The organism is Bartonella chomelii (assembly GCF_014138465.1).
Taxonomy (GTDB): domain Bacteria; phylum Pseudomonadota; class Alphaproteobacteria; order Rhizobiales; family Rhizobiaceae; genus Bartonella; species Bartonella schoenbuchensis.
This window is the reverse complement of sequence record NZ_JACJIR010000003.1, coordinates 103,353-115,899: the sequence shown is the minus strand read 5'-3', so window position 1 is coordinate 115,899 and position 12,547 is coordinate 103,353. Positions and strand designations below refer to the sequence as shown.

Annotated in this window: 9 protein-coding genes; 4 read left to right on the top strand and 5 right to left on the bottom strand. The window is 35.4% G+C overall.

What is annotated here, in order from left to right; all coding sequences use genetic code 11:
- Positions 1-735: 735 nt before the first annotated feature.
- Both uvrB and GGR10_RS04795 read right to left on the bottom strand, forming a co-directional pair.
- The gene (gene uvrB, locus GGR10_RS04800; RefSeq protein ID WP_182480166.1) at positions 736-3,303 is read right to left on the bottom strand and encodes an excinuclease ABC subunit UvrB; all 2,568 of its coding nucleotides are present in this window, start codon (positions 3,301-3,303) and stop codon (positions 736-738) included.
- Positions 3,304-3,622: 319 nt separating this feature from the next.
- On the bottom strand, positions 3,623-3,925 hold the full coding sequence (locus GGR10_RS04795; protein WP_422614142.1) for an SH3 domain-containing protein: 303 nt from the start codon (positions 3,923-3,925) through the stop codon (positions 3,623-3,625).
- Between the two features lie 339 nt (positions 3,926-4,264).
- Here GGR10_RS04795 and greA point away from each other — a divergent pair, with 339 nt between their 5' ends.
- A complete protein-coding gene (greA, locus tag GGR10_RS04790; RefSeq protein WP_007476805.1) occupies positions 4,265-4,738 on the top strand; it encodes a transcription elongation factor GreA in 474 nt (157 codons plus the stop codon).
- A 5-nt stretch (positions 4,739-4,743) separates the two neighbouring features.
- On the top strand, positions 4,744-5,802 hold the full coding sequence (locus tag GGR10_RS04785) for a glycosyltransferase family 4 protein (RefSeq protein WP_182480164.1): 1,059 nt from the start codon (positions 4,744-4,746) through the stop codon (positions 5,800-5,802).
- Between the two features lie 790 nt (positions 5,803-6,592).
- Here GGR10_RS04785 and GGR10_RS04780 read toward each other — a convergent pair.
- The gene (locus GGR10_RS04780; RefSeq protein WP_182480163.1) at positions 6,593-7,981 is read right to left on the bottom strand and encodes a TrkH family potassium uptake protein; all 1,389 of its coding nucleotides are present in this window, start codon (positions 7,979-7,981) and stop codon (positions 6,593-6,595) included.
- A 301-nt stretch (positions 7,982-8,282) separates the two neighbouring features.
- Here GGR10_RS04780 and trxB point away from each other — a divergent pair, with 301 nt between their 5' ends.
- Both trxB and GGR10_RS04770 read left to right on the top strand, forming a co-directional pair.
- The gene (gene trxB / locus GGR10_RS04775) at positions 8,283-9,236 is read left to right on the top strand and encodes a thioredoxin-disulfide reductase (protein ID WP_182480162.1); all 954 of its coding nucleotides are present in this window, start codon (positions 8,283-8,285) and stop codon (positions 9,234-9,236) included.
- A gap of 52 nt (positions 9,237-9,288) precedes the next feature.
- A complete protein-coding gene (locus GGR10_RS04770; RefSeq protein WP_182480161.1) occupies positions 9,289-10,194 on the top strand; it encodes a LysR family transcriptional regulator in 906 nt (301 codons plus the stop codon).
- 270 nt (positions 10,195-10,464) lie between these two features.
- On the opposite strand, the gene GGR10_RS04765 is transcribed toward GGR10_RS04770, so the two are convergent.
- Both GGR10_RS04765 and GGR10_RS04760 read right to left on the bottom strand, forming a co-directional pair.
- Positions 10,465-11,667: a pyridoxal phosphate-dependent aminotransferase gene (locus GGR10_RS04765; RefSeq protein ID WP_010704044.1), complete on the bottom strand. Its 1,203-nt coding sequence runs from the start codon at positions 11,665-11,667 to the stop codon at positions 10,465-10,467.
- Between the two features lie 476 nt (positions 11,668-12,143).
- A complete protein-coding gene (locus tag GGR10_RS04760) occupies positions 12,144-12,356 on the bottom strand; it encodes a cold-shock protein (RefSeq protein WP_007476813.1) in 213 nt (70 codons plus the stop codon).
- Between the last annotated feature and the right edge of the window lie 191 nt (positions 12,357-12,547).

Genomic DNA, 12,547 nt, shown 5'->3' with positions numbered 1-12,547 from the left:
TATGAATTTATATTATTCATTACTTTACATGCGTTAAGCTGAATGTAACCTGAACGGTTTTTAATTTTTTAATAGAACGAATAAAGAAGCCATTTAGTTGAGAATAAATTATAAAATAACAAAATAAAATTACGCTAAAAATCTGATTGCACAAAACATATTATATAAATTAACACATAAAACGTCAGTATTTGAAGTTTTATTTTTTACTACGGTGGTCAAACTTTTATATCAAATATATTTTGTACATCATATAATCTAGAAATGTCTGAATCTTAGACAAGAGTAATGTAATAAAAATATCAATGCTACTATTATTAAAGTTAATAAAATTAAAACCCTTATTATTGTTTTAAAACTTTACTTATCTGTTTAAGGTATAGAGTGTTTTTATGTCATTGCTTTTTTAACAATAGACAATAAAAACTATGCCCTATACTATATATAAATTAGTATATTAAGGTAGCTTTTAATATATAAAAAGCTCTCTCGTGATTGGTTTTTTGCTTATTTCAAAATTGGGAAATAGTTCTTTTATAACTTTGTGATATTTATAACTTATCAAAAGTTGGTAAGTTTTTTAAGCAGAAGATATTTGACAAAAATTTTATTCGTACAATCTACTTTCTTATGTCATTTTTTCATTTAAAAATGGTTTTAAAAGATTAAGTCTTTTTATTTTACTATGAATTATAAAAACAAAAAAATACAATTTTTTGATTATGGATTTAGCGCTTACTGATGTTTTGGAAGACCATTTTTTGTAAAGCGTTTCCGTTTTCTAGTTGTATGAGAGTCATTTTTAGAAATACTAGCAGTTGAAGAGACTTTAGCTTCCTTTATTACTTTCTTATCAAGAGCTTTTTTATGCAGCTTTTTTTCTATTGGATGCTTTTCTAAAAGACCGACATCCATGGTAGGTCCTATATGGTCAAGATCAGGTTTGGAGAAAAGGCTTGATTGTATCGTGGTCTCATTAGTGGAATGTTCACTATTATCATGTGTTAAGGGGTCATCAGCAATTGTTAATTCTATTTTCTGTAGCCGTTTGATTTCATCACGAAGTCGAGCTGCTTCTTCAAAGTTAAGATTGGCAGCTGCTTCACGCATTGATTTTTCGAGATGTTGAATATGGTTAGCTAAATTATTATCAACTTTGTTATTTTGTGCGATAAAATCAGGAATATCTGCATGATGATTATTTTCGTAAACTGAATTGAGGACATCGCCAATATTTTTTTGGATACTGGTGGGGGTGATATGGTGCTCTTCATTATAGGCTATTTGCTTTTGTCGGCGTCGCGTTGTTTCTTGCAATGCTCGTTCTATGGAGTTGGTGATTGTATCCGCATAAAGAATAACGTGGCCATCTACATTACGCGCAGCTCGTCCAATTGTTTGAATAAGAGAGGTTTCTGAACGTAAAAATCCTTCTTTATCAGCATCTAAAATAGCAACAAAACCGCATTCTGGAATATCTAATCCTTCTCGTAGTAAATTAATGCCAATTAAAACATCAAAAGTACCAAGTCGTAGGTCACGAAGAATTTCAATACGCTCTAATGTATCAATGTCAGAATGCATATAGCGTACACGAATGTTGTGTTCATGGAGATATTCTGTCAAATCTTCAGCCATACGTTTGGTTAGAACAGTTACTAATGTACGATAACCTTTTTTAATTGTTTTGCGAATTTCATTCATAACGTCATCGACTTGTGTGCGTGCTGGGCGCACTTGTGTTAGTGGGTCAATGAGCCCTGTTGGACGAATGATTTGTTCGACAAAAACGCCGCATGTTTGTTCTATTTCCCAACGTCCAGGTGTTGCAGAAACGGCAATTGTTTGTGGGCGCATAGCATCCCATTCCTCAAAGCGTAAAGGACGGTTATCCATACAAGAGGGTAGGCGAAATCCATATTCAGCCAGGGTTGCTTTTCGTCGAAAGTCACCCCGATACATCCCACCAATTTGGGGAATAGTTACATGGCTTTCATCAATAAAAATAAGAGCATTGTTGGGAATATATTCGAACATGGTTGGGGGTGGTTCACCAGGATTACGGCCCGTTAGATAGCGTGAGTAATTTTCAATTCCAGAACAAGAACCAGTCGTCTCTAACATTTCTAAATCAAATATTGTGCGCTGTTCTAAACGTTGCGCTTCTAAAAGGCGGCCAACAGAATTTAATTCATCAAGGCGTTGGGCTAATTCCATTTTGATTGCTTTTATTGCTTGATTTAATGTTGGTCGTGGTGTGACATAGTGTGAATTTGCATAAATTTTAATAGATTGAAGATCCCCCGTTTTTTGTCCTGTTAAAGGATCAAATTCAGTAATTGTTTCAATTTCATCACCAAATAGTGAGATCCTCCAAGCACGATCTTCAAGGTGAGAAGGAAATATTTCGATCGTATCACCTCTCACACGAAAAGAACCGCGCGTAAAATTTATATCTTGTCGACGATATTGTTGACTAACTAAATCAGCTAATAATTGCCGTTGATTTAACTTATCACCTTTTTGCATTTGGAAGGTCATAGCGGTGTAAGTTTCTACTGAACCAATTCCATAGATACAGGATACAGATGCAACGATAATGACATCATCGCGTTCAAGTACAGCACGTGTTGCAGCGTGGCGCATACGATCAATTTGTTCATTAATAGAAGATTCTTTTTCGATATAAGTATCAGAGCGTGCAACATAGGCTTCTGGTTGGTAATAATCATAATAAGAAACAAAATATTCGACAGCATTTTGGGGAAAGAAGCTTTTGAATTCTCCATAAAGTTGCGCAGCTAAAGTTTTATTTGGCGCCAGAATTAGAGCAGGGCGTTGTGTTTCTTCAATAATTTTAGCCATTGTGTAAGTTTTTCCTGAACCGGTAATGCCTAAAAGTACTTGAGTGCGCTCATTTCGCTCGACACCCTCAACTAAAGCTTTAATTGCTGCTGGTTGATCTCCTGCAGGTTCAAAAGGTGTGTTTATTTGGAATGGAATTCCACCTTCAGATTTTTCAGGGCGAATGGGGCGATGAGGTGTCCATACTGTACCATTTTTAAAAAGGGGATTATCCGAAGCAATAAGCGTAGAAAGAGCTTCAACTGTTGCTGTAACACCAGTTTTTGTTGCATTGTGAGATGTAAAATCACTTGCAGTTTTAAAAGAAATCTCAGACTCTATTACTGGGTTAGAGTTAGTAGCAGAAGGTTGTTTAGCAGTTGCAGTATGGCCTGTTTTTATCTTGCAGGATGTTTTATTAGATTTTGGGGCAGGTCTTTTAGGTTTTTGGTACGACATTATAGAAACATTTTATGGGTTTTTATCGTAAGAGATAAGGTAAAAGAGGCTTCAATGTTATCATCAGCTTTGCATTCTACCTATTATGGAGAGGTTTTTAGCATTTTTAGTTTGATAACACTAGAGTTGCTTGTACCTATTGTTTATTTGTTGTGGGTGATAGTTTTTATGTAGTTTTTTATGATTACGCTACTTAACTAATAACTATTGCCTTTAATAGAAATGTAGTTAGCTTAAAAATTAGAACAGTATAGCTGCTAGAGTGGGATGAATGGTAAAAATATACGGTGTTGGGATTTTTAAATTCACTCAACTGTTATCAATAATGATGGTAGGTAGTTGAAGATGATGGTATCTTATATGTATAATAGAGGTCATTTCCATTTTTAAATGATAAATAACGAGATGACACCCAACCGGTTCGTGAGTCATAATTAATTTGGCACCAGTTATTTCTACAGCTATAGACGGTTATTAAGTGTCCTGCAGGAATGAAACCTCGAAGTGCGTAATGAATACTTGGTCCTGCTCTAAGATTAAGATTTCTTGTTACGATTGCGGTTGTGGCTTGGCTTGCGGTTGTTGTCAGGAAAAAAAAGCCGAACACAAAAAAAACAATCATTTTTTTCATTATTGACCTCATAGGATTTTTATATAGTTCCATTCTTCTTAGTTTTACACAATATCTTTTTTGTTTAAGTTAATGATAAGATAGAAAAATATAATTGTTCCTTTGATGTGTCCTATCATTATAGGTGTTATGGTTGAGTATTTAAGCCGAAAATATAAATTTATCTAAAAGAATCCCAATATGCTATTTATTGTTTTTATTTTTTTATATGGAAAACGAGGTTTTTGTTCTATATAATAAGAAAGTTGTAATGCTCGGGTTCCAAAAGCAATTTTGGAAGCCGTTTTTGTATTTTTATAAGGCCTTCTGTGTAAAAGAAAGGGACGGATCATGGAAAAAGTTCCAATGACTACAACCGGTTTTGAAAATCTCAAAGAAGAGTTGCGTTGGCGCCAACAGCAGGAACGTCCACGGATTATTGAAGCAATTTCTGAAGCACGTGCGCATGGTGATCTGTCGGAAAATGCTGAATATCACGCCGCTAAGGAAGCGCAAAGTCATAATGAAGGGCGTATAAACGAACTTGAAGATTACATTGCACGGGCAGAAGTTATAGATGTTTCTCGCCTTTCAGGTGATAGAATTAAATTTGGGGCTACTATAAAGCTTTTGAATGAAGATACTGAAGAAAAAAAGGTTTACCAGATCGTTGGTGATCAAGAAGCTGATGTAAAAACTGGTAAAATTTCTATTTCTTCACCTATTGCACGTGCACTTATTGGTAAGCAAGAGGGTGATGTCATTGAAGTCAATGCTCCAGGTGGAGCGCATAATTATGAAATTATTAAGATTCAATATATCTAAATTTTATGTATGTGTCTTTGAAAGAGACTGATATTATTATTCCTCATTTTAAAAAACGTATGTCAGGGGTAACGTCTACAATTATTCAACTTATTCCATTGCAACGAAAACAGGGGATACATATATCTACTTTGGGGTGGGGATTGCCGCAAAGTTTGCCAGCTCTTTCTTTTAGAGATCTTTTTGGGCTTTGGAAAAAGCCAGTAAGCAAGCCATTTCGTATCTGGCATGCACGACGCAATATTGAGATGCTCTGCGGTATCTTTTTTCGCGATGTTTTACGCGTGAAGCTTAAACTCATTTTTACGTCGGCATCTCAGCGTCAGCATAAGCCTTTTACGAAATGGTTAATTCGCCGCATGGATAAAGTTATTGCTACTAGTGCGCGCACTGGAACTTATCTAGAAGTTCCTTATCAAGTTATTATGCATGGGGTGGACCTTGAGCGTTTTTCACCACCAAAAACTGTTAGTGATTGTTTTATAGCAACAGGGCTACCGGGAAAATATGCAGTAGGGTGTTTTGGGCGTGTGCGCTATTTAAAGGGTACTGATTTATTTGTGGATGCAATGTTAAAATTATTGCCACATTATCCTGATTGGACAGCAATTATCGCTGGTTGTACTACAACACAACATTATAATTTTGAAAAGAAATTACGTCAAAAGATCGCTCATGCTGGTTTGAATGATCGCATTATTATTCTTGGTGAAGTATTAGATGTACCTTTATGGTACCGTCGTCTATCGCTTTATGTAGCACCTTCTCGTTTAGAAGGTTTTGGTTTAACACCACTAGAGGCGATGGCTTCGCAAACAGCTGTAGTAACCAGTGATGCAGGTGTTTATGAAGAATTAGTAGTAGAAGGAACAGGAACAGTTGTTAAAGCAGGAGATGGATTAGCTTTAACTGCCGCAATTGAACCTTATTTTGCTGATTTGGAAAAAACATTGGCTACAGGGAAAAAGGCTTTAGCTCATGTTCGCACTCATTTTCCTTTAGAAAAGGAAGCTGCTGCAATTGGGAGTGTCTATGAGATGATGTTTGAGGGAAAAACATTTTAAATATATTTCAAAGTCTTTAGAATAATTATTTTGAAGAAAGAAAACGGATACCTTGGAAAGAAATGCCGTATACCGTTTGCAAAATGATTCCAAGTATGTTCACTAGAACTTAATTGATTGTCCATCTCAAGAGGAGTTGCAGTTAAGGTAAAGTGTTAAATTCTTGTTGGGTGGAGTATAGTTAACAATAATTATTTCAGATTTTTGTTTTGTTACATTACTATCAGTGAATTTTTAAAAAACTGTTATTTTTTCTACAGCGTTCCATTTAAGGGGTATAGAATAGTTCTTCTTTCGAGATGCAGGTTGTTAAAGCTTTTTGTATTGATTCAATACTAGAAATAAAGATAAGTTTTTAAACAACAAAGCTGTAAAAATTTTTGATATTAAATGTAATATAATATAGAAAAATCAGATTTATCAAAACTTTCCTATGTTGATGAACTGGTAGCCATTTATAAGTCATAACAAAGAAGTAGTGCAGATCAGCTTTGGGCTGATAGAAAAGACCTACAAAGCAGGATGTTACAAATCTTAGTCAATATAAGAAGTTGTTGTACTCAATGTTGATAACATTACCTTACTTATTGACAAATGTATCTTAGACAGATGAAGCAGAAATTATAGTTGATGTTAAACTTAACATTACTAATGTAGCTATCCGTTTGAGGTTTCTTTAAGGATTTTCCAATCAATTGGATTGAAGATTAGTTTTAATGTGTGTGTTATTCATCTTTTTGTTTTGCTTGTGAGTTTCTTTTATTACAAAATTAAGCGTCAAGCATAAAAACTACTCACGCCAAAAAGTAGGGATAAAAAATACAAATATAGTTATAATTTCAAGACGACCGGCTAGCATAAGAAAGCTCAAGATCCATAAAGCGTTATCATTAATCGTCGTAAAATTACCAGAAGGACCAATAATTTCTCCAAAACCTGGACCAATATTTGAAAGTGCCGTTAAAACGCCTGTAAAAGCAGAAGTGAAATCAAGCCCGGTGGTGAGTAAAAGTGTAGTACCGATAAGAAGACAAAACATATACAGGCATACAAAAAGCAAAACGGATTGAGCAATGTCACTAGATATATTCGAATGATCATAGCGAACTTTTACAACTGCATTAGGAGAAAGGAGTTTTGCCATATTTGTTTGTGCAATGCGCCAAAGAATAATTAAGCGGTTGATTTTTATACCACCAGAGGTGGAACCAGCGCACCCACCTGTAAAAGAAACAATGAAAAAAACACCAAAAGCAAAAGGTCCCCAAAGTTGATAATTTTCAGCACTATAGCCAGTGGTGCTGATAATAGATACAAAGTGAAAAATCACATCAAGAAAAGCCCAATGAAAGGTAAGATGATCCTGAGATCGTAGCCACACAGCTAAAGCAAAGCTGAAAAAGAAAACAATATTTAGGAAAACGATAACTTGTGGATCAATAGAGCGTTTTGATTGGCCAGGAAGCACTAGTTTTACATAAAGTACAAAGGGTAAAGCAGAAAGCAACATGAAGATTGTTGAAACAATCAGGATGGCTGGCTTATCAGAAAAATAACCAAATGAGGCATCGTGAGTTGAGAACCCAGCAGTCGCTATCGTACTCATTGCATGGTTGATGGCATCAAATAAGGTCATGCCAGCAGCAAAATAAGAGAGCATGCAAGCAAGCGTTAGTCCAATATAGGCAATGATAATTCCATTAGCGATTTGATTAATACGGGGCAATATTTTTTCTGATTTATCTGATGATTCCATATGAAAAAGTTGTACTCCCCCAACACGAAGTGAAGGCAAAAGCAATAAAGCTAAACCAATAAAACCAATACCTCCTATCCAACAGATGAGAGAACGCCATAGCAAAATGCTTCGTGAAAGATTATCAAGACCTGTGATTACGGTGGAACCTGTTGTTGTAATTCCAGAGACAGATTCAAAAATTGCTCCTGCTAAGGAAATTGGGAGTGGAGAAAGATACAAAGGGAGAGCACCCACTATACTACCTGTTAACCAAAGGCAAAGAGTCAGTGTGAAACCAAGGCGTACTGAAAAACGGCAGCTCGCACCTCTGGTAGCTAAAAGAATCAGCGTTGCTAGCATGGTAGTTATAACACAAGAGTAAAGAAAAGCTGCCCAATTATGGTTTCCATCACGCAAATCTGCAAGAGCAGGTAAAAGCATTGCTGCTCCCATGACTAATGCAAAACGTGCGCAGATATTGGTAATAAACTGAAAAATGACCGTTTCCTATCTCTTTTTTATTTTGTTTGTGGTTTTGTACTCATTAGTGTGTATATATCTATATAAAATGTAGTTTAGTCTCTATAGTAAGCAAGCTATGATAAATTGGCAATCAACCTTTAGTAGACCTTGAAAAAAATACAGGTGAACCATAACTTGAATTGTAAGAGAAATATTTTAAAAAGGCTACATTTTTCATCATGATTTATAGATATAAAGAGGATTAAAAGAGGAAGATTTTATGACAAAACCGCATATTCGCGTTCTTATTATTGGTTCGGGGCCAGCTGGTTATACAGCGGCAATCTATGCGGCAAGAGCAATGCTTGAACCTGTTTTGGTTACAGGAGTGCAGCAGGGTGGGCAGTTGACAATTACAACCGATGTTGAAAACTACCCAGGTTTTTCTGATTCAATTCAGGGGCCATGGTTGATGGAACAAATGGCAAAACAAGCTGAGCATATGGGTACGGAAATTGTTTATGACAATATTATAAAAGCTGATTTATCAAAACGTCCTTTTACTTTATATGGTGATTCAGGAACACAATATTGTTGTGATGCATTGATTATTGCAACAGGAGCACAAGCTCGCTGGCTTGGTTTGGAAAGCGAACAAACCTTTATGGGCGGTGGTGTTTCTGCTTGTGCTACTTGTGACGGTTTTTTTTATCGTGATAAAGATGTTATTGTTGTGGGTGGTGGAAATACAGCTGTTGAAGAAGCACTTTATTTATCACACTTGGCTAAAAGTGTTAGTATAGTTCACCGGAGAGATCATTTTCGTGCGGAAAAAATTTTGCAGGATAGATTATTTGCTCGCGATAATGTGCGTATTATTTGGGATCATGTAGTAGAAGAAATTGTTGGTTTACCAGCTAATTCATCAATCGGTGCTGTTGTGACAGGAGCGCGTCTTAAAAATATTAAAACAGGTCAAGAACTTAAAATAGATGCAGACGGGATATTTATTGCTATCGGGCATGAACCTGCTGTTTCTTTGTTTGAAGGGCAATTGAAACAAAAACCAGGTGGCTATTTATGGACAGCACCAGATTCAACAGCTACAAGCATTTCTGGCGTTTTTGCTGCAGGGGATGTGGCGGATGATGTATTTCGCCAAGCTGTGACTGCTGCAGGAAGGGGATGTATGGCCGCGTTAGAGGCAGAACGGTTTTTAGATTTACAGACATAAGTGTTTTTAAAACAGCAGTTATTTAATTAGTAAAAAAGATTAGAGAAAAATTGTGACTTTACCGTTAGATTGGGATAAATTGAGAGTTTTTCATGCTGCAGCAGAAGCAGGTTCTTTTACGCATGCAGCTGAAAAACTTCATTTGTCTCAATCAGCAATTTCACGACAGGTCGCTGCTTTAGAGCAGGATGTTGGTGTGCCCTTGTTTCAACGTCATGCGCGTGGTTTAATTTTAACAGAGCAGGGTGAAATTCTCTACCGTACCGCTTATGATGTGTTAATGAAGCTTGAAAATGCGCGTTCACAATTAAATGAAAGCAGCAAAAAACCAACGGGGCGTTTACGCGTTACATCAACTTTTGGAATGGGAGCGGGTTGGCTTGCAAAACGTGTGCATGAATTTCTTAGTCTTTATCCCGATATGCAAGTACAACTCTTGCTTGATGATAAAGAGATTGATTTAACAATACGTTATGCAGATTGTGCAGTTCGCTTACGTCAACCCCAACAACCTGGTCTTATACAAAGAAAATTATTTACGGTTCATATGCATGTTTATGCTTCGGTAAATTATATTGCAACTTATGGAAAGCCAGAGAAATTATCTGAACTAGATTCACATCGTATTATTTCATTTGGTGAACCTGTCCCCTCTTATTTGTCTGGTTTGAATTGGTTGGAAAAAGCAGGGAGAAGTGATGGCTCTTTGCGTGTTTCAGTCTTACAAATTAATAATATTATTTCAATCAAGAATGCGCTTATGCGTGATTTTGGTATTGCTGTGCTTCCCGATTATATCGTGAATAACAATAAGCAGCTTGTACGTCTTTTTCCTGATATGGTTGATATTCCTTCCTTTGATACCTTCTTTTGTTATCCTGACGCTTTGAAAAATTCGGCAAAGCTCAATGCTTTTCGAGATTATATTTTTCTAAAAGCTCGTAAATGGTCTTTTTAATAGAGTGATGTTTTTAAAACTATTGGGTAATTAAAGTAAAAAAGCTTTAATAAGCTATATTTAGTGTGCAGTGACTAATTTTAAGTTTTTATTATGCTCCTTTGTAAAATGCTATAAATCTGTTACTTCTAAGTTACATCTACTTCTATTACGTTTTTTGGTATTTTCCTGAGAAGGTCTGTTAGATTGATTTTATCTCTACAAATCTAACAAATTAGCCAAGTGTATACCTAGTTTTTGTTTTGAGATATGAAAAATGATTCAGAACTTTTAAAGTAAACTGTTACAAAAGCGTTGGATACGCAAGCAGGCTTCTTCAAGTATTTTTTCTGATGTTGCATAGGAAATGCGAAATGCTGGCCCAAGCCCAAAGGCAGATCCTTGCACTACAGCAACAGATTCTGATTCTAGAAGCTCTGTTACAAAGTCTTCATCATTTGTAATAATTTTCCCTCCGGGTGTTTTTTTGCCAATGAGATTTGCACAAGAAGGGTAGACATAAAAAGCACCTTCGGGCGTTGGGCAATTAATACCAGGAGCTTGATTAAGCATGGCGACGACAAGATCACGACGTGCTTGGAAAACACTTTTATTTTGAATAATGAAGTCTTGTGGTCCATTAAGTGCTTCAACAGCTGCCCATTGTGAAATGGAGCTTGTACCAGATGTTTGTTGCCCCTGAATTGTATCCATGGCTTTAATTAATTCTTGAGGGCCACCTGCATAACCAATCCGCCAACCTGTCATTGCGTAGGCTTTGGAAACACCGTTCATTGTTAATGTACGGTTATAAAGCTTTGGTTCTACTTGAGCTGGAGTAACAAAAGTAAAATCTCCATATGTTAGGTGTTCATATATATCATCGGTGAGGATATAAATATGAGGGTATTTTACTAAAACGTCCGTTAGCTTTTTTAATTCGTCATATGTGTAAGCAGCTCCTGATGGATTTGAAGGAGAGTTAAAAATAAACCATTTGGTTTTAGGGGTGATAGCAGCTTCTAAATCTTGTGGTTGGAGTTTATAAGAAAATTCTGCTTTACTTTCTACAAAGACAGGTGTGCCATCATTGATAATAACCATTTCAGGATAACTCACCCAATAAGGAGAGGGAATAATAACTTCGTCTTCTTTATTCAAAGTTGCCATAAGCGCATTAAAAAGAATTTGTTTCCCGCCTGTACCGACAATGATTTGTTCTGGTGTATAATTAAGGTTATTTTCTCTTTTAAATTTTGCAGAAATTGCTTTACGCAATTCTGGAATACCAGATATAGGTGTATATTTTGTTTCTCCACGTTGAATAGCTTCAATAGCAGCTTTTTTAACATTGTCTGGGGTATCAAAATCTGGTTCTCCAGCGCTTAAGGAAATGATATCACGACCTAAGTCTTTTAAATTACGTGCTTTTTGAGCAACAGCAATTGTTGCAGAAGGTTTGATGTAAGAAAGCTTATCAGCAATAAAAGCCATAATTAGAATCCTTAATGATCTAAGCGGGTGATTTTTTACAATAGATATTGCAATAAAAGATTATGTCGTAAGCAATAAAAAACTACAAGAAAACTCTTAGAAAATTTTATTTTAAGCACAGATTATATAATTTTATTTTGAAGTTTTAGAAGAATGTCTAAAAAGCGAACGTGAAGAAAGTCTCATTTTATTTGGAATAATGCAGGCGTTTACTTTGAATTTTTCTGATAAAATAGTGCTATCATTTACAGAAGAGAGAAAAATTTATACTTGAAATTTTTTTTAGTTAATTTTCCATATTTTTTGTTATTTTTCTTAAGGATTTTCCCAAAAAATTATGGATAATTGTAAGCAAATTTTAAGATAAGTACAAAAATGTTGGAAATAGTCGTTATTTTATTGGGGTAAAATATTTTACAAAAAATAAAAATCTCGCCTATGAAGACGAGATTTTAAAAAATAAAATAAATTTGAAGTTAAAGAACTGCAAGATTTCCAGCAGCAAGTTTTCCTGAACGACGATCTTGAACAACTTCATACGAAATTTTCTGCCCTTCATTAAGGTTACTCAAACCAGAGCGTTCAACAGCAGAAATATGTACGAATACATCTGCACTCCCATCATTAGGTTGGATAAAACCAAAACCTTTTGTTGTATTAAACCACTTAACTGTTCCTGTAGAAGACATAGGAAACTCCTTATATAAATAATTATCATATATTGAAGCTAAAAGCTTTCAATATGGCTTTAAATCGAAATTATAGGCAGGAGAAGTTTTGTCAAAAATGCGTATTGCACAGGAAAAAAGTCACGTAACCGAAAATCCGATCACGATAATGATAAAAGACTTTTGAATAATAAACAAGTCTAATCACTATC

Coding starts and splice junctions, on each gene's coding strand:
- GGR10_RS04780 (WP_182480163.1), bottom strand. CDS start 7,981: ATGCTTTTACCTGCTCTTGCAGATTTGCGTGATGGAAACCATAATTGG.
- GGR10_RS04785 (WP_182480164.1), top strand. CDS start 4,744: ATGTATGTGTCTTTGAAAGAGACTGATATTATTATTCCTCATTTTAAA.
- GGR10_RS04765 (WP_010704044.1), bottom strand. CDS start 11,667: ATGGCTTTTATTGCTGATAAGCTTTCTTACATCAAACCTTCTGCAACA.
- greA (WP_007476805.1), top strand. CDS start 4,265: ATGGAAAAAGTTCCAATGACTACAACCGGTTTTGAAAATCTCAAAGAA.
- GGR10_RS04795 (WP_422614142.1), bottom strand. CDS start 3,925: ATGATTGTTTTTTTTGTGTTCGGCTTTTTTTTCCTGACAACAACCGCA.
- uvrB (WP_182480166.1), bottom strand. CDS start 3,303: ATGTCGTACCAAAAACCTAAAAGACCTGCCCCAAAATCTAATAAAACA.
- trxB (WP_182480162.1), top strand. CDS start 8,283: ATGACAAAACCGCATATTCGCGTTCTTATTATTGGTTCGGGGCCAGCT.
- GGR10_RS04760 (WP_007476813.1), bottom strand. CDS start 12,356: ATGTCTTCTACAGGAACAGTTAAGTGGTTTAATACAACAAAAGGTTTT.